The sequence below is a fragment of the Thalassospira sp. genome (assembly GCF_002709775.1).
Lineage (GTDB): Bacteria > Pseudomonadota > Alphaproteobacteria > Rhodospirillales > Thalassospiraceae > Thalassospira.
This window is the reverse complement of record NZ_PAQR01000017.1, coordinates 27569-45856: the sequence shown is the minus strand read 5'-3', so window position 1 is coordinate 45856 and position 18288 is coordinate 27569. Positions and strand designations below refer to the sequence as shown.

General features: G+C 56.2%; 15 protein-coding genes. 9 read left to right on the top strand and 6 right to left on the bottom strand.

What is annotated here, in order from left to right:
* Positions 1–210: 210 nt before the first annotated feature.
* Both CMO10_RS08485 and CMO10_RS08480 read left to right on the top strand, forming a co-directional pair.
* The gene (locus tag CMO10_RS08485) at positions 211–894 is read left to right on the top strand and encodes a hypothetical protein (RefSeq protein WP_297020705.1); all 684 of its coding nucleotides are present in this window, start codon (positions 211–213) and stop codon (positions 892–894) included.
* Positions 895–1107: 213 nt separating this feature from the next.
* Entirely contained in the window at positions 1108–1560 is a 453-nt protein-coding gene (locus CMO10_RS08480; protein ID WP_297020702.1) for a GNAT family acetyltransferase, read from the top strand.
* A gap of 12 nt (positions 1561–1572) precedes the next feature.
* On the opposite strand, the gene CMO10_RS08475 is transcribed toward CMO10_RS08480, so the two are convergent.
* Positions 1573–3360 (bottom strand): Na/Pi cotransporter family protein, encoded by a 1788-nt coding sequence (locus tag CMO10_RS08475; protein WP_297020700.1) that lies wholly within the window; start codon positions 3358–3360, stop codon positions 1573–1575.
* 123 nt (positions 3361–3483) lie between these two features.
* On the opposite strand from CMO10_RS08475, the gene CMO10_RS08470 reads away from it, so the two are divergent.
* Positions 3484–3753 carry a TfoX/Sxy family DNA transformation protein gene (locus CMO10_RS08470; RefSeq protein WP_297020698.1) on the top strand — a complete coding sequence of 90 codons (270 nt, stop codon included), beginning with the start codon at positions 3484–3486 and terminating at the stop codon, positions 3751–3753.
* A gap of 22 nt (positions 3754–3775) precedes the next feature.
* Here the strand turns inward: CMO10_RS08470 and glpD are convergent, their stop codons facing one another.
* From glpD to CMO10_RS08455, 3 genes are all read right to left on the bottom strand, one after another.
* Positions 3776–5320, bottom strand: coding sequence for a glycerol-3-phosphate dehydrogenase (glpD, locus tag CMO10_RS08465; RefSeq protein ID WP_297020695.1), 1545 nt, complete (start codon positions 5318–5320; stop codon positions 3776–3778).
* A gap of 263 nt (positions 5321–5583) precedes the next feature.
* Positions 5584–7518 (bottom strand): asparagine synthase (glutamine-hydrolyzing), encoded by a 1935-nt coding sequence (gene asnB, locus CMO10_RS08460; protein ID WP_297020694.1) that lies wholly within the window; start codon positions 7516–7518, stop codon positions 5584–5586.
* Positions 7519–7611: 93 nt separating this feature from the next.
* The gene (locus tag CMO10_RS08455) at positions 7612–9516 is read right to left on the bottom strand and encodes a sigma-54-dependent Fis family transcriptional regulator (protein WP_297020692.1); all 1905 of its coding nucleotides are present in this window, start codon (positions 9514–9516) and stop codon (positions 7612–7614) included.
* Between the two features lie 364 nt (positions 9517–9880).
* On the opposite strand from CMO10_RS08455, the gene adh reads away from it, so the two are divergent.
* Both adh and CMO10_RS08445 read left to right on the top strand, forming a co-directional pair.
* Positions 9881–11401 (top strand): aldehyde dehydrogenase, encoded by a 1521-nt coding sequence (gene adh / locus CMO10_RS08450; RefSeq protein WP_297020690.1) that lies wholly within the window; start codon positions 9881–9883, stop codon positions 11399–11401.
* A gap of 73 nt (positions 11402–11474) precedes the next feature.
* A complete protein-coding gene (locus CMO10_RS08445; RefSeq protein ID WP_297020689.1) occupies positions 11475–11876 on the top strand; it encodes a DUF779 domain-containing protein in 402 nt (133 codons plus the stop codon).
* Positions 11877–12068: 192 nt separating this feature from the next.
* Here CMO10_RS08445 and CMO10_RS08440 read toward each other — a convergent pair whose 3' ends face one another.
* A complete protein-coding gene (locus tag CMO10_RS08440) occupies positions 12069–13073 on the bottom strand; it encodes a YeiH family protein (RefSeq protein WP_297020687.1) in 1005 nt (334 codons plus the stop codon).
* A gap of 235 nt (positions 13074–13308) precedes the next feature.
* On the opposite strand from CMO10_RS08440, the gene CMO10_RS08435 reads away from it, so the two are divergent.
* The 4 genes from CMO10_RS08435 (at position 13309) to CMO10_RS08420 (ending at position 16929) form a co-directional block, all read left to right on the top strand.
* The gene (locus tag CMO10_RS08435; RefSeq protein WP_363928336.1) at positions 13309–14205 is read left to right on the top strand and encodes a LysR family transcriptional regulator; all 897 of its coding nucleotides are present in this window, start codon (positions 13309–13311) and stop codon (positions 14203–14205) included.
* A 206-nt stretch (positions 14206–14411) separates the two neighbouring features.
* The gene (locus tag CMO10_RS08430; protein WP_297020685.1) at positions 14412–15800 is read left to right on the top strand and encodes a cytochrome ubiquinol oxidase subunit I; all 1389 of its coding nucleotides are present in this window, start codon (positions 14412–14414) and stop codon (positions 15798–15800) included.
* A gap of 2 nt (positions 15801–15802) precedes the next feature.
* Positions 15803–16795 (top strand): cytochrome d ubiquinol oxidase subunit II, encoded by a 993-nt coding sequence (gene cydB / locus CMO10_RS08425; protein WP_472910357.1) that lies wholly within the window; start codon positions 15803–15805, stop codon positions 16793–16795.
* Complete coding sequence (locus CMO10_RS08420) at positions 16795–16929, top strand: hypothetical protein (protein WP_297020680.1); 135 nt, start codon at positions 16795–16797, stop codon at positions 16927–16929. The genes cydB and CMO10_RS08420 overlap by 1 nt, the downstream gene beginning before the upstream one ends.
* 113 nt (positions 16930–17042) lie before the next feature.
* Here CMO10_RS08420 and CMO10_RS08415 read toward each other — a convergent pair whose 3' ends face one another.
* Complete coding sequence (locus CMO10_RS08415; RefSeq protein WP_297020679.1) at positions 17043–18263, bottom strand: aminotransferase-like domain-containing protein; 1221 nt, start codon at positions 18261–18263, stop codon at positions 17043–17045.
* Positions 18264–18288 lie beyond the last annotated feature (25 nt).

Below are 18288 nucleotides of genomic sequence, written 5' to 3'. Positions count from 1 at the left end.
ATGCGGTCCTGAAATCAAAAGTCTTGGTTCAACGTAACTTAACGCGTTGGCCATCCCGGCTGAAATGGCAATTTGTATCAGATTGTCGCAAAGGGCCGGTTTGGCAAATCTTGCGACCAATTTGGCAGTTTGTCGGGATCATTTCGCGACAATCATAGGTGATAACGGACCTCAACGCATTGATCCCCCACAAACCTGATGAGGTTCACCATGAAACGCAAAAACACCCTGAAACTTGCTGCGGCCCTGATCGCAACCACCATCATCGCAACCCCGTTTGCAGCTTCCTATGCCTCGCCGGGCGAACGTGATCACGGCGGCGAATGGTCGATGTTTGGCGGCCATGGCGACGGCGAACATATGCGCGGTGAACGCGGTGAATATGGCGAACACGGCAAGCATGGCAAAGATGGCATGTTCCGTGGCGAAGGCCGCCCGCGCGCCGTTCCGTTGACCGTTGATGAGGCCCGCACGCTGGTTGATGCCATGCTTCTGAAAATGAACAAGTCAGACCTTAAAACCGGTGACGCCATGATGGCTGAAGAACCCGGCATGATTGATGTTCTTCTGACCAATGCCAATGGCGATGTGGTCGAGGTTTTGAAATTTGATGAAAAGACCGGCCGCATGGACCGTGGCGCCCGCCATGACCTGCGCAAGCTGATGGGTAAACCGAACAAGGGCCAGAATGCCCGCTTTGATCGCAAATTTACTGCCGATCAGATGACGCTTCTGGCCAATGCGATGGTGATCCGGTTTGGCAATGGCGAGCTCAAACTGGGTGAACTCACCGAAACCCCGCGCGGTACCTATAGCGCCACCATCACCAACCAGGCGGGCGATATTGTCCGCGAAATGGAACTGAGCAGCGTGACCGGCCGCCCGATCAGCTGATCATCTTGCACTTTTAACATCCCCACCCCGGTCCGGGGCTTCCCCATCCCAACCGATACCCCGGACCCGCACCGCGCCCCCAAGGCTCCCCTTGGGGGCGTTTTGCGTTTTGGCGTTTAACTTCATCAGTTTGTCACGCAATTGGGTTTGACGGCCCGATGCAATCGACGCATTGTTACGCGCTTCTGAATATTGCCCCATGAAAGAAGCACCATGACAACACCCGCCCCGAAATCCGCCCCCAGAACCGCCAGACTTTCTGATATCCCCGCCGTGACAACGCTTTGGCAGGAAACCGGGCTTTATCGCCCGTACAATCCGCCGGAATGGGATGTGCGCTTTGCGCTTGAAAGCGACGAGGCCACCCTTTTCGTCTGGGAAGATAACAGCGATAACATTGTTGGTTCGATCATGGCCGGCCATGACGGACATCGCGGCTGGATCTATTACATGGCTGTTGCACCTAACCTTCAGAAATCAGGACTTGGTCGCCGTTTGATGGAAGTCGGGGAAAACTGGCTGCGTGATCAGGGTGTCTGGCGCATGCAATTGATGGTGCGTGCCGATAACCACGCGACACAGGACTTCTATCGCCATCTGGGCTATCGCGCCTGCGATGTCACGGTCATGCAAAAGGACATCGCAACACCACCCGCCGAACGTTAATCCGCCGGAACGTTACATGGCATCGGCGATGGTCGATGCCGCGTTCTGCTCGTCAGGGGCGGGTTCTTCCTGATTTTTAATTGCGATGGTCGCATGAGCGATCCGGCGCGCGCGCTCATACAGGCGATTGACGCGTTCGACCATTGCGACCTCGATCCGATAGCGGCGAATATCGATATCACGCGGACCAATTTCGTCGCTGACCTTACGCAGTGTCGCTTCAAGCTTGGTGGCAAATTCCGCCTTGCGACCCAGCACATGGTTGGCGGCCTCGATATCCTCGGCCGTGAAGGCGGTCATGGACTGTTTCAGGCAATCCTCGGCGATCTCGTAAAGTTCCGCCATTTTCTGGCGGCTTTCGGCTGATGGCATGTGGCGAATATCAAGCCATTCGCCCACCAGTTTGACCATTTCCTCGCTGATCAGATCGCCGACCGCCTCAAGATGGTTACTCACCGCCAGCTCATTCTGCATGCGGTTCACGTCACTTGGCAGCAGTTCCGCACGCGGCAGCTTTGCGGCAAACAGCGCAATCGCGTCCTGCAGGCTATCGACCCCGTCATCGAGTTCGCCAAGTTTTTCAAGCTTGGCCCGCGTCGGATTGCGCAGGTTTTCACGCCCGCGACGAACAACATCAATCACCACATCGCCCATATGCACCACTTCATTACGCAGCAAGCTAAGGGCTGCTGCCGGGGCGACGGTCAGTTCGTGCATAACGTATTTCGGCTCCGGACTAAGGCGCGGTTCGGGTTCGACCTCGGCCGGAACAAGCTTTTCAATCAGGCGCGCGATCCACGGGATAAACCCGATCATCAGGATGACATTGGCAACGTTGAAAATGGTATGCGCATTGGCGATTTCGCGCGCGACATCTGTGCTTTCCGGCGTGCGGCCAGTCGTGATCACCTCAACCAAGCGTACCAGTTGATCAATAAACGGCAACCAGATCACAACCCCGACCACGTTAAACAGGATATGACCAAGGGCGGTGCGAAGCGCATCGCGGTTCTTGCCAATCGTCACCAGAAGGGCTGTGACACAGGTGCCGATATTGGCCCCGAAAATAAGCGCGATCCCGCTTTCAAGCGGAACCAGCCCCTGCCCGGCCAGAACAATGACAATCCCCATGGTCGCCGCACTTGATTGCACCAACGCGGTAAAGGCGGCTGCGACCAGCAGGGCCAAAAACGGATTGCTCATCTGGCTCATCAGATCGATGAACGGGGCGTAGGTCCGAAGCGGCTCCATCGCGTCGCTCATCATGCCCATGCCAAAGAACAGCATCCCCATACCCAGCACTGCCTTGCCGATCAGCGAAAAGCGTTTGCGATCAGCCAGCATCGTCATCGCAAAACCGACGGCGATGAAAAGCGGTGCGATGGCATCAACCCGAAAGGCAATGATCTGCGCCGTCAGGGTACTGCCCATATTGGCCCCCATGATCACCGCAATCGATTGGGCAAAGGGCATCAACCCGGCAGAGACAAAGCCAACCACCAGCACGGTCGTAACGCTTGAGGATTGTACCAACCCGGTAATGACCGCACCTGAAACCGCCGCCCAGACGCGATTGCGCGTCATGCCCGATAAAACGCGGCGCAACCTTGCCCCGGCAAGGGTTTTAAGCGCGCCGGCAAGATGATCCATCCCGTAAAGAAACAGGGCCAATCCACCGACCAGACCAACCAGCATCGACCAGGTTTCAAGGGGGGCAACGTCCTCTGCTGCCCTTGCGACCGGAATGGTCAGAAGAAGCAGAATGGCACTGGCAAGGATAGGTTTGACGAATGCGGGCATCAATGAACCGGTCGAGGTAATCAGTTGAAAACAGGCCGACCATAGCGCAGTTTATTCAGACTGTCAGTGGATAGAAGCAAGACCGGCACGGCGAATACTTATCGCGCGGAAGGAGGGAACGGCATGCGCAATATCGGCCCGACGTCTTCGCGGGAACTGAGTGAAATCGGGATTGAAAACCGCGACCAATTGCGCGAAATCGGTCTTGAAGAAACCACACGCCGGTTGCTGTTTCGCTTTGGCAGCGAAAAGAAGATTAGCCTGAATTACCTCTATGCGCTTGAAGGCGCGATCCATGATCGTGACTGGCGTGATATCACGCCAGCCCGCAAGCAGGAACTTCGCGCCCTGCTTGATGCGCTGCGCCGCGAACTATCTGGCGATCAAGCCTGACAGTTCGCAGGTATGAAGTCGCCTATTCAGCAGCGACCGATTTGGGATCGTGCTTTTCCTGTGCCAGACGTTCGCCAAGATCGGCAACCTGATCACCAGTCAGACGCAAGCCAAGCTTGGAGCGACGCCAGATCAGGTCATTGATGCCCTGCACCCATTCGTTGTCGATCAGATAGCGGACTTCGGCTTCATAGAGGTCATGGCCATAACATTTGCCAAGATCGCCAACGCCCTTGGCATCGCCAATGATCTGTTCGATCCGCGTGCCATAGGCGCGCAGCAGGCGTTTGAGCATTACCGCATCCATCCAGTCATAGCGCGCGGCATAATCGGCAAAGGCCGCCTCATAGGATGCATTTGGGAAGTCGCCTCCCGGTAGCACGGCGTTGGCTGTCCAGGGCGTGTCCTTGGCACCCAGTTGCTTTGAAATGATCTCAAGCGCGTGTTCGGCAAGCTTGCGATAGGTGGTGATTTTACCGCCAAACACATGCAATGCCGGGGCCTTATGCCCGTTGGCTTCGAGTTTCAGGGTGTAATCACGCGATACCTTCGATGCGTTTGCTTCGCCGCCTTCACCAGCATAAAGCGGCCGCACACCGGAATAGGTCCAGACGACATCATCGGATGCGATCGGCTTTTTGAAATAACCGCTGGCAAGCTTGCAAAGGTAATCGATCTCGTCCTGATCAATCTTGACCTTGGCCGGATCGCCTTTGAAATCAACATCCGTGGTCCCGATCAGGGTAAAGTCGCCCTGATAGGGAATGGCAAAGACAATACGCCCATCACCGTTCTGGAAAATATAGCAGAAATCGTGATCAAACAGCTTGGGCACGACGATGTGGCTACCCTTGACCAGGCGGATATTGGCCTTGGTATCGGATTTGACCACATCGTTTTCCGGATTGATCAGATCAGCACACCACGGCCCCGCCGCGTTAATCAGCATGCGGCCCGAAACCGAGCGATTTTCACCCGTTTCCTGATCGCGCAGCGTCACGTTCCAGACGTCGCCCGCGCGTTTTGCACCAACGCATTCGGTACGCGTCAAAATCTCCGCCCCTTTGGCCTTGGCATCCATGGCGTTCAAAACAACAAGGCGCGCATCATCCACCCAGCAATCGGAATAGACAAAGCCCTTGGTCATGTCATCGCGAAGCGGCGCACCGGCCACATGCTTGGCGAATGAAATGCCCTCCGACCCCGGAAGCTTTTTGCGGCCACCAAGATGGTCATACAGGAACAGGCCAAGGCGGATCATCCAAGCCGGGCGCAGGTCCTGGCGATGCGGCAGCACGAACCGCAGCGGCCAGATGATATGCGGCGCGTTATCAAGCAGCACTTCACGTTCGGTCAGGGCTTCGCGCACCAGGCGGAACTCGTAATGTTCGAGATAGCGCAAGCCACCATGGATCAGCTTGGTGCTGGCCGACGAGGTCGCACTGGCCAGATCATCCTTTTCACACAGCAGAACTTTCAGGCCCCGGCCCGCTGCATCGCGGGCGATCCCGGCACCGTTAATGCCGCCGCCGATAATGATCAGATCGTAATTCGAAGTGCCAGCCATAGGGGCCTCTCATCGCAGAAGGAAAACTCTTTGACGATGAAAATAGTTCATTTTCGAAAATTTTCAAGTTTCGAATTGTGACATTTATTCGACACAGCCATGCGGGAAACGCACCTACACAGCTAATATACCGCCGGAAGTTCCAGAGAAAATTCAGGATTGCAGCGATTCATTCATGAACGAAAATAAAAACCCCGCCTGAACATCAGACGGGGTTATCAAAGATCAAATGTGATGGAAGTCCGGGCGATATCGACGGGCGATCAGGCCAGCCAGCGCTTCTGCCAATCCGAGAGCATCGAAATGGTCCAGAGCTGATGACCCCAGTTGCGCTTGCCCGACATGTGCTCTTTGCGAAGCTTCTCGATCTGGCCGCGATCCAGACCGAAGTCAGTATAAAGTGCTTCATTGGCGAGATGGTCGCCCATCCATTCATTAAGCGGCCCGCGCAGCCATTGTGCGAGCGGCACGCCAAAGCCGGTCTTGGGCCGGTCGATCATTTCGCGCGGGACATATTTATAAAGGATCTGGCGCAGGGCATATTTGCCCACCGATCCATTCATCTTGAGCCGTGCGGGCAGACGCCAGCCAAACTCGATCACGCGGTGATCAATGAAAGGCACGCGGACTTCGAGCGAATTGGCCATGGATGCCCGGTCGACCTTGGTCAGGACGTCATCGACCATATACATCATCGTATCCATGGCCTGCATGGAGGACACATAATCAAGGTGACGGTTACGACAGAACTTCTCGCCCGGCACACGGAATTTCTTGGCCGCTTCGCGATTGTCGCGCAGCTTGTCCGGATCAAACAGCGAAATCAGCGCGTGATAACGGTCGATATCATCACCGATCGCCAGAAGCGGTGCCGCCTTGTGGATTTTATCGCCAATCGCACTGGTCGATTTCTTGCCCGGCACCAGTCTGATGAGCTTGTCCCAGCTCTCGGGCGAGATCATGGTCAGCGCGCGGGAGGCAAGACCACCGCCAAAGGGAATGCTACCCGCCGCACGACTAAGCTGCTTGGCCCACAAATAGCGGTTATAGCCGCCAAATGTCTCATCCCCGCCATCGCCTGACAGGGCGACCGTGACATGCTTGCGCGTGAGTGCAGAGATCAGATAGGTCGGAATGGCGGAGCTATCAAAGAAGGGCTCGTCATAGGTTTCCGAAAGCTTCGGCACCAGATCAAGCGCATCCTTGGGCGTCACATAAAGTTCGGTGTGATCGGTCTTGAGGTGCTTGGCAACTTCGCCGGCAAAGGCGGCCTCGTTAAAGGCCTCGTCCTCAAAGCCCACAGAGAATGTCTTCACCCGCCGGTCGGAAACCGACTGCATCAGGGCGACGACGGTTGAGGAATCAATCCCGCCTGACAGGAACGCGCCGAGCGGCACATCTGCCACCATCCGGCGTTGAACCGCATCGCGCAGCAAGTCTTCAAGCGCGTCAATCGCGCTTTGATCATCGCCGCTCCAGGCATGGGTCTGACCATTCAGAACAGCATCCTCGACCGACCAAAAAGCGGTCTCGGTCGCCTGATCGTGCGATGAAATTTCAAGGATATGACCGGGCTTGAGCATTTTGGCATGGGCATAGATAGAAAGCCCGGACGGCACGTAGCCAAAGCGGAGATAAGCGTCAAGGCCGGTCTGATTGACCTCGCGCGAGATGGCGTCACCGGCAAGCAAACCTTTGACCTCGGACGCGAAACCGATATGGCCGTCATAGCGCGACCAATAAAGCGGCTTGATGCCCAGACGATCACGGACAAGGAAAAGCTTTTTCTTCTGCCGGTCCCAAAGGGCGATGGCAAACATGCCAATCAGGCGTTTGATGGTATCGCGCAAGCCCCAATGGGCGATGCATTCAAGGATGACTTCGGTATCGGAATGGCCGCGCCAGGAAATATTGGCACCTGCCAGCTTTTCACGCAGTTCCGGCGCGTTATAGATCTCGCCGTTATAAACCATGACATAACGGCCATTGGCGGAATGCATCGGCTGCTTGCCGGCATCGGACAGATCAATGATGGCAAGGCGGCGCTGCCCAAGGCCAAGGCCATTTTCATCATCAACCCAGACGTCACCGCCATCCGGCCCGCGATGATACAGCGCATCATTCATGCGCGATACACGATCACCCAAGCCCGAAGCATCAGCCTGTTCAGACAGCCATAAACCGGCAATTCCACACATGAAAATATCCTGTAAAGCCCTGCCGTTACTTAAAACAATAACGGCGTGCCCTACAATGAAAACATTCGCAAAATCAGCGGAATTTGCTGATTTTCAACGCCGCTCGATCCCGAGCCGCGCCATGCGGCGATAAAGCGTGTTACGCCCGATACCAAGCGCCTTGGCGGTGTTGCTGATATGCCATTGCTGATCTTCAAGCAACTGACGCAGGGCATCGGCCTCGGCGCGCGCCATGGTTTGACGCGGTGTTGGCGCCTCTTCATCGGCTTGCATGGCATGAAAATCATCGGGCAGATGATGGCGTTCAATCACGCCGTCTTCGGCAAATACCGCGGCATATTGCAAGACATTGATCAGTTCGCGCACATTGCCCGGCCAGCCATGAGTGGTCAGAAGCGCAAGCACATCGTCTTCGCACTGAACATAGTCATCTGACAAAACCGCCAGAAGCCGCCCAATCAGATCGGCAAGATCGGATCGTTCGCGCAAAGGCGGCACCGCAAGGCGCGCACCCTTGATCCGATAAAGAAGGTCTTCGCGGAATTTCCCCTCGGCCACCGCGCGGTTCAGATCGACATTACTCGCACAGATCAGTCGGAAATCGACCGGTACGGACTTGGTACTGCCAAGCGGTTCGACGGTGCGACTTTCAAGGACACGCAGCAACCGCCCCTGGGCCGCCAGCGGCATGTCGCCAATTTCATCCAAAAACAGCGTGCCGCCATTGGCTTCGCGAATGCGGCCGCCAAAGCCATCGCGCGCCGCCCCGGTAAAGGCGCCACCGGCATGACCAAACAGTTCGTTTTCGATCAAACCTTCCGGCAGGGCGGCACAGTTGATCGCAACAAAGGGTTTTGATTTGCCAAGGGTGGCTACGTGAATGTGGCGTGCGAGATATTCCTTGCCGCTGCCGGTTTCGCCAGACATCAGGACATTGATATCCTTGGCATGCAGGCGCGTGCCAATTTCAAAAATCCGCCGCAAGGCCGCATCCTTGTCCGGGATGTCGGCAACCGGACGCGCGGGCAGTGACGGCGCCTTGCGTGCAGTGGGTGTTGATCGCCCGACATAGCGACGGCGCATGCGTTCGGGGATGGTGACACTGCCAAACAGAACCCCACCGCCCGCGATATTAAGTGGCGTTGCCGATGCCCCTTGCCCATCCGGATTGGCGAGCTTGGCGACAAGGTTTTCGACGTCCATTTCAAACATTTGCGAAATGTCGGTGGAATTATTGGCCGCAGCCAGAATGCGCCGCGCGGTCGAGGTCGCCCCGCTGATCGTGCCATCGGGTGCAATCGAAATCATCGCATCGCGGGTTGATCCGACATGGCGGGCATCGGGATGCAAATGCAAGATCACATCGCCGGCGCGCTCATCAAAGAACAGGATACGTTCAAGCGCATCGGCATAATCGGCCACCATGCCGCGCACGCGCAGGCAATCAGGGCGTTTGATATCTTCACGCACGGCTGACACATCCAAGACCGAGCACACCTTGCCATCGGGATCAAACACCGGCGCGGCAGTACAGGTCAGAACCGAATGCTGGGCGAGGAAATGTTCATCCTTGTGGATGGTGATCGCACGGCCCTCGACGATGCAGGTGCCAATGCCGTTGGTGCCTTCGCGCTCCTCGCTCCAGACCGCACCGGGCAAAAGGCCGTTGGTGCGAAACGACGGCAAAAGGGAATGGGCCGCAACACTATCAAGGATCACACCGCTATTATCGGTCAGAAAGACCGCATAGCCCGATGCATCGATCTTGCGATAAAGGGTGCGCACCAGATCATGGGCGTGGTGATAAAGCCGCCCGTTGCGATCACGCAATTGCCGGGTCTGGCTTTCGGATATGACTTCGGGACGGCGCAAGGTGTCATGAGCCAGGCCAAAGCGTTCTTCACACCGTTGCCAGCTTTCAAGCACCGCACGATTTTGCGCACCACCGCTGAGTTGCAGTGCCGCTTCTATCCGTCCGCCGGGAATGTTTCCTGACATAGACGCTATCTCCCTTGTGTCGGTGTTTTGGCCCGGATTTTTCCGGTGCGTGGCTTTTGCCACAGCCGATCACAGCATTAATCGTAACACACTTAAATGCGTTCATAGCAAACAGTTTCGCGCGCAAAATCGGGCAAAACCATGACTGTTCCATTTTTGGAACAATTTGTGCCACCCGCCCTGTTCCAATGGCACGAATGGCGCAAAACGGCGCTTTGAATTGGAAAGGTTCAACTATCTGGAAAACGGGTTCTTTTTGCGAAACTGGCATGAAAATTCGCAAGTGGCATGACCTTTGCGGGTAAGGCGGCGTCACAAACAAAAACGCGGACGGAAAATCGTCCGTTATCTCGGAGGAACCCAAATGATCTACAAGAATCCAAATGACGCAGGCAGCCCGGTCAGCTTCAAAGGCCGTTATGAGAACTTCATTGGCGGTGAATGGGTCGCCCCTGCCAAGGGTCAGTATTTTGAAAATGTCTCGCCGGTAAACGGCAAGCCGTTCTGCGAAGTTGCACGTTCCAGCAGCGATGATATCGAAAAGGCCCTTGATGCCGCCCATGCCGCTTTCCCGGCCTGGGGCAAAACATCGGTCACCGAGCGGGCCAATATGCTGAATAAGATTGCCGACCGCATGGAAGCCAATCTTGAAATGCTCGCTGTTGCCGAGACCTGGGATAACGGCAAGGCCGTGCGTGAAACGCTTGCCGCTGACATTCCACTCGCCATTGACCATTTCCGTTATTTCGCCGGTGCCATCCGCGCACAGGAAGGATCCCTTGGCGAGATTGATGACAACACTGTTGCCTATCACTTCCACGAGCCGCTTGGCGTGGTCGGCCAGATCATTCCGTGGAACTTCCCGATCCTGATGGCGGTCTGGAAACTGGCCCCGGCTTTGGCCGCAGGCAACTGCGTTGTCCTGAAACCGGCTGAGCAGACCCCGGCATCGATCTGTGTTCTTCTTGAACTAATTTCCGATCTGATCCCGGCCGGTGTGGTCAACGTTGTTCAGGGCTTTGGCGTTGAAGCCGGCAAGCCGCTGGCCCAAAGCAACCGTGTCGCCAAGGTCGCCTTTACCGGTGAAACCACCACCGGCCGTCTGATCATGCAGTATGCATCGGAAAACATCATTCCGGTCACGCTTGAGCTTGGTGGCAAATCGCCAAACATCTTCTTTGAAGACATCATGGCAGCCGATGACGACTTCCGTCAGAAAGCCGCAGAGGGCATGGCGATGTTTGCCCTTAACCAGGGTGAAGTTTGCACCTGCCCGTCGCGCGCTATCATTCAGGAAAGCATCTATGACAAGTTCATGGATGGTGTTCTGTCGCGTGTTGCCAACATCAAACAGGGCAACCCGCTTGATACCGACACCATGATGGGTGCGCAGGCCTCGACCGAGCAGATGGAAAAAATCATGTCCTATCTGGATATCGGCAAACAGGAAGGTGCTGAAGTCCTCTGTGGTGGTGACAAGGCCGATCTGGGTGGTGATCTTTCTGGTGGTTTCTATATCCAGCCGACCATCTTCAAGGGTCACAACCGCATGCGGATCTTCCAGGAAGAAATCTTTGGCCCGGTTGTTTCGGCAACCACGTTCAAGGACGAGGCCGAAGCGCTTCATATCGCCAATGACACGCTTTATGGCCTTGGTGCCGGTGTCTGGACCCGTGATGCGAACCGTTCGTACCGCTTTGGCCGTGACATCAAGGCCGGTCGTGTGTGGACCAACTGCTATCACCTCTATCCGGCGCATGCGGCCTTTGGCGGTTACAAGCAGTCGGGCATCGGCCGTGAAAACCACAAGATGATGCTGAACCACTATCAGCAGACCAAGAACCTTCTGGTTTCCTACGATCCGAAACCGATGGGCTTCTTCTGATCCGACCCACATCACATCCGGACGCGAGGCACAGCCTTGCGTCCGGTCGCCTTTTGCAAAGAAGGAGGTGACATTGACCGGATCAGAAACCGTTCCTGACAGGATAATTGCGACGGATGCCGCAATCGAACTGATCAGGAAGCTCAAGGATATCCACGGGCCGGTGATGTTTCATCAGTCCGGGGGCTGTTGCGATGGCAGCGCGCCGATGTGCTTTCCCGATGGGGAATTCAAAACCGGTGATCAGGATGTGCTGCTCGGTGAGATCGAAGGCAGCCCGTTCTATATCGGGCGCGCGCAGTTCGAATATTGGCGTCACACCCAGTTGATCATTGATGTGGTCGATGGGCGCGGCGGCATGTTTTCGCTTGAAGGGCCGGAGGGCAAACGCTTCCTGACCCGATCACGCATCTTTAGTGACGATGAATGGAAGGCCTTGAAATCGTTCGAGGAGACAAACCCGATAGAGGCCTGAAAGATAACAACAACCAAAGGTCGACAGGAATTTTCCCTTCCTGCGGCGTTTCGTTTACCTGCACCGCCTCCCACGGTGTTTATCCCCCCCAAACGAAACGCCAGAAGAGGCTGACACATCCCAAAAAATGCGAAGCTTCTTCCTCCTGGCCCGCTGTCACCCCCATTCTGGCAGCGGGCTTTTTTTTTATCCTCAAACCAGAACGACAAGCACAACACCCGAAAGCGCACACAGAAAGGTCAGCGACAAAAGGGCCGCAATCACCACCCGTCCGCCGACATGCAGGACATTACGGATATCAACACTCAACCCAAGGGCCGCCATGGCAAGGATGGTCAGGAAAGACGAAGTGGTCTTGATCGGTCCGCGGGCAATATCGGGGATCAGATCAAGCGAACAGGCACCCATCATGGCGATAAAGCCGATGATGAACCATGGCACGACCTGCGCAATCGGAAGCTTGGTTTCACGCGCCCGCCCGCCAATCACCGCCAGCGCAAAGATCACCGGCCCCAGCATCAAAACCCGGATCAGCTTGACCAGTGTGCCAACCTGAACCGCAAGGGTGCCGGCCGGCGCGGTTGCCGCCAGAACCTGCGGCACGGCATAGACGGTAAGGCCCGAAAAGATCCCGTACTGGGTTGCCGATAATCCAAGCCCTGCATGGAGCATCGGCAGGACAAAGACAAACAGCACACCCAGAACGGCGGTGAAGGAGATCGAGGCCGCGACATCATCCGATTGCGCCTCGATCACCGGTGCGGTTGCCGCAATCGCCGAATTGCCACAGATCGAATTACCACACGCGACCAGCATCGAAAGATGGTTCGAAAGGCCAAGTGCACGACCAATATGGTAGCTGACAAACAGGCTGATACAGACGACCACAATGATCGAGGCCACCAACCCGCCGCCAGCCGACCCGATGGCCTGCGCACTGATCGACGCGCCCAGCAACACAATGGCGATTTCAAGCACCGTCTTGGCACAAAACCGCACCCCGGCAAAATAACGCGGGGCCAATCCAAACACGGATCGCACCACCACCCCGATCAGAATGGCAAAGACCAGACTTTCCACCCAGCCACGCCCGAACAGAACACGCTCGGCATGTTCGGCCAGCTTGGCGGCGAGTGCGACCAGAAGGGTTACAGCTAGCCCGGGCAGGATCGGTTTGATGCGGGTGGTAAAAAACATGATTTTCCTGTGTTTCGATCACAATTGGAAAATCTCACGCCAAACCATTTACTTCCATCGAATAAAAATTCATGTTTTATTCGATTTAATTGAATGATTGATGTGTAGCTTATCAGGACACTCCTCCGTCATTCCGGACGGCGCATTGCGCCGAGCCGGAATCTGGAACCGCACATTCAAGAGTTTCCCGCCTGCGCGGGAAAGACGTCAAAGCAGATTGGAATATGCCGTCACCATGATGACACTTGAACAGCTTCAGATCTTTGTCGCGGTTGCCGAACGCGAACATCTGACGCGCGCGGCCGAGGCGATTGGGCTTACGCCCTCGGCCGTCAGCTCCGCGATCAAGAACCTTGAAGGTTTTTATGGCGTGGCACTGTTTAACCGGGTCGGCCGGCGGATTGAGCTGACCCAGACCGGACGGCTATTCCTCGACGAAGCCAAATCAACGCTGGCCCGCGCCCGCGCCGCTGAACTGACGCTCGCCGAACTCGGCGGCATGCAGCGCGGCGAACTTAATGTCTATGCCAGTCAGACGATTGCCAGCTACTGGCTGCCGCCATTCCTGATGAAATTCCATGACCAGTATCCCGGTATTGAAATCCGCCTGACGATTGGCAACACCAAAACCGTCTCGGACGCGGTGCGCGGCGGGGCGGCTGATATCGGTTTTATCGAAGGCGACATTGATGAACCGACATTGGCCAAACGCGAAGTCGCCGAAGACGCATTGGTGATTGTCGTTTCCCCCAAACACCCCTGGGCTAATGGTCGCGCCCTTACTCCGCAGGCGCTTGTCACCCAAACCAACTGGATCCTGCGCGAAGCCGGATCGGGCACCAGATCGGAATTTGAAACCGCGCTTCGCGATCAGGGCGTTGATCCCGCACGCCTGCGCACTGCCCTCATCCTGCCAAGTAACGAGGCGGTCATAACCGCAGTTGAAAACGGCATCGCCGCCACCGCGGTTTCACAGTTCGCGGTCAGCTCACTAATCGCCCAAGGCCGCCTCGCACGCGCAAACTTCCCGATCCCGCCACGCAAATTCATGGTGCTCCGCCACAAGGAACGCCAGCAAACGCAGAGTTCGCTCGCACTTGAGAAACTCTGTCTTTCCGGCGCACGGGATTAGATCGCTACAATCGAATTTAAAAATATTCCAAATGTAAATTGCGCATTCGCAATGCAGCATTTCTGGGTCGGTTCTAATGGTCGTTCTGACAGGGCAACCTGTGCATGCGCCACCCAAAACCGACACATGCATCCGTCAAAGGGCACTTCCGATCGCGGAAGATGCAGAGTTGTCCCGAGGCTTTGCCACCTTAGAGGACCCTGCCAATGCTTGATGCAGAATTATTGGCGCGCATACAGTTTGCCTTTACCGTCTCGTTCCACATTATCTTCCCGTCCTTCACCATCGGACTGGCCAGTTTCCTGTTTGTGCTGGAAGCCCTGTGGCTGCGCACCAAGGACGAGACCTATCTTTCGCTTTACAAATTCTGGATGAAAATCTTCGCCCTTGCCTTTGGCATGGGCGTGGTATCCGGGATTGTGATGTCCTATCAGTTCGGCACGAACTGGGGACCGTTTTCCGAATTTACCGGCGGCGTGATCGGCCCGCTACTGGCCTATGAGGTGCTGAGCGCCTTCTTCCTTGAGGCAGGTTTCCTTGGCATCATGCTGTTTGGCCTGAACCGTGTTGGGCCGAAGCTGCACTTTACCGCCACCACCATGGTTGCGATCGGGACGCTTTTCTCGGCCTTCTGGATTTTGTCAGCCAACAGCTGGATGCAGACACCGGACGGCTATGTCATTGAAAATGGCCGGGCGGTTGTTTCAAGCTGGATCGATGCGATCTTCAATCCGAGCTTCCCCTATCGTCTGGTGCATATGGTGCTCGCAGCCTACCTCACCACAGCCCTTGTGGTTGGTGCGGTTGGCGCATGGCATTTGATGCGTGATCGCGAAAACCGTGCCGCGAAAATCATGTTTTCCATGGCGATGTGGATGGCGGCCATCCTTGGCCCGATCCAGATTTTTGCCGGTGACTTGCATGGGCTTAATACCCTTGAACATCAGCCGGCCAAAGTAGCCGCGATGGAAGGGCATTTTGAAACCCGCGAAGGTGCGCCCCTGATCCTGTTTGGCATGCCCGACATGGAAGAAGAGGAAACCAAATACGCGGTCGAAATTCCCAAGCTTGGCTCCCTGATCCTCACTCATGAATGGGATGGCAAGATTACGGGGCTCAAGGACTTCGCCCCCGAAGACCGCCCGAATGCGCCGATTGTGTTCTGGACCTTCCGCATCATGGTCGGGCTGGGTGTTTTGATGGCGCTTCTGGGCATTGCCAGTGTCATCGCACGCCTGCGCAAGAAGCTTTATAGCTGTGGCTATTTGCATCGCTTTGCCCTTCTGATGGGACCAAGTGGCTTTATTGCCATTCTGGCCGGCTGGTTTACCACTGAAGTCGGACGTCAGCCCTGGGTGGTCTATGGCCTGATGCGGACGTCAGAAGCCGGATCGCCCGTCGTTCCGACCGCGATTGCCGGATCGCTGATTGCCTTTGTCGTGGTCTATGCCATCGTGTTCGGGGTCGGGACAGCCTATATCCTGCGCGCCATGATCAAGGATCCGCGCGCGGCCCATGTGCCGGAAGACAGTGAAATCATGCGTGCGGGTGGCCGTCAATCCACCGCTGCCCATCCCCCAGTCGCAGGAGAATGATCATGGACTATCAACTGATCTGGGTTCTCCTGATCGCGGTTGCCGTCTTTTCCTATGTCACGCTTGATGGCTTTGACCTTGGCGTTGGCATCCTGTTCCCGTTCATCAAGGACCCGGCAAAACGCGGGCGGATGATGAATACCGTGGCACCTGTGTGGGATGGCAATGAAACCTGGCTGATCCTTGGCGGGGGTGGGCTTTATGCCGCCTTCCCGCTGGCCTATTCGTTGCTGATGACGGCGTTTTATATTCCGGTCTTTACCATGTTACTCGCCCTTGTGTTCCGTGGCGTAGCATTCGAATTCCGGTTTAAAAGCAAGAACCATCAGAAACACTGGGACTTTGCCTTTTCGGCCGGATCGATCATTGCCGCTGCCATGCAAGGTGCGATGCTGGGTGGCTTTATCGAAGGCATTGCCGTTGAAAACGGACGTTTCGTTGGCGGTGCGTTTGATTGGCTAAGCCCGTTTTCGATCTTCTGTGCGACCGCGGTTGTTGTCGGCTATGGCCTGCTTGGCACCGGCTGGTTGATCATGAAGATGGAAGGCGATTTTCAGGGAAATCTGCGTCGTCTTGCCAAACCGGCTGTGATCTGGATGGCGGCCAATCTTGGCGTGGTGTCGCTTATGACGACCTACGTCAACCCGGCCTATGCCCAGCGCTGGTTTGAACTGCCAAACATGCTTTACCTTGCACCGATCCCGATTGTGACGGTTGGTCTACTCTATTGGCTGTGGCATGCGGTCAAGAAGCGTGAAAAGACCGTGTTTGGCATCACGCTTGGCATTTTCCTCCTCTGCTATCTCGGCTTCGGGATCACACTTTATCCCAATATCGTGCCGCCGATGATCACCTTCCGCGATGCAGCCGCACCGGAAAACAGCCTTGCCTTCATGCTGGTGGGTGCCGTGGTTCTGCTGCCGATCATTCTGACCTACACCGCCTATGCCTATTGGGTGTTTCGCGGCAAAACCGGGGATGAGGGGTATCACTGATGGCCAATATCAAGTCACCCCCTAAATCATCGGGGCCCCGCAAATGGCTGTGGTTTGTTGGCCTTTATGTCGGCGGCGTTGTCGTGCTTGGCGCAGCATCCTTGTTGCTGCGCGCCCTGATGGGGCAGGCATGACAACATACCCCACCTGACACACGCAAACTCCCGTGACCTGCTGCGCTAATCCCCAGAAGCAGCAGGCCCTCCGCCCGGCAGCAATCCCCACCCGCTGCCGGGTTCTTTTTTGCTTACTGATTGTCCTTGCGCTTGATCAGATCGGCTAGACCCGTGATGCCGTCCTTGATCCGGTCGACCTTCTCGGCCGAGAAGCTAAGCCGCGCAGTGTTCTTGCCACTGCCATCGGTAAAGAAAGCCTGACCGGGCACAAACGCGACATGTACGTCCTCAAGCGCCTCTTCAAGCAACTGACGGGCATTGATATGTTCCGGCAAGGTCAGCCAGACAAACATGCCGCCTTCGGGCTTCGTCCAGGACACATCATCCGGCATCGTATCTGCCAAGGTTTGCAACATGACGTCGCGCTTGGCGCGATAGGACGTCCGCAGTTTTTCAAGATGATCCGGGAACAGCTGCTTGGCTGCACGAAGTGCTGCTTCCTGATTGACCGTGGAAACATGCAGGTTTCCGGCCTGCATCATCAAAACCAGCTTGTCGATCACCGGACGCGGCGCACAGACCCAACCAATGCGAAGGGCTGGGGCCAGCGTTTTGGAAAACGTGCCAAGCTGAATGACATTGCCTGACGCCGGCTCACGGCCCTCCTCATCAAGGCTGAGCAATGATGGCAGGCTTTCGCCCGCCTCATAGGAAAGCTTGCTATAGGCTGCATCTTCGAGCAAAACCGCACCATAGCGGCGTGCCAGTTCCAGCACGGCCTTACGGCGCGCAACGGACCAGGACCGACCGGTCGGGTTCTGGAAATCCGGGGCGACATAGGCCACGCGCGCGCCCTTGGCAAAGGCATCTTCCAGCTGACTTAAGACCGGACCTTCGTCCTCGGCATCGACACCGACGTAATTCGGTAGCCTAGTCGAAAAGGCCTGCATCGCGCCAAGGTAGCTTGGCTTTTCAACGATCAGATCGCGCCCTTCTTCAAGCAACAGGCGCGCCAGGATATCAAGCCCCTGCTGCGCGCCATTGGTGATCAGGACGTTATCAATGGTGCGGGTTGCTCCCTGATCAGCCAAATCATCGATAATCCACTGGCGCAGGGCCGGCAGACCTTCGCTGACGGAATATTGCAGACTGCGACGCGCCTGTGCGCCGTCCCGCATCATCGCACCATAGATCTCGCTGAAAGTCTCGACCGGAAACAGATCGGGATCGGGCACACCACCGGCAAAGGAAATCACTTCCGGGCGCTCGGCCACTTTCAACAGATCACGAATTTCAGAGGCCACCAGCACCCGCGCATCGCGCGCAATCAGATCATTCCAGCATACAGACATTTCAAACTTCCAATTAGGTCAGCAT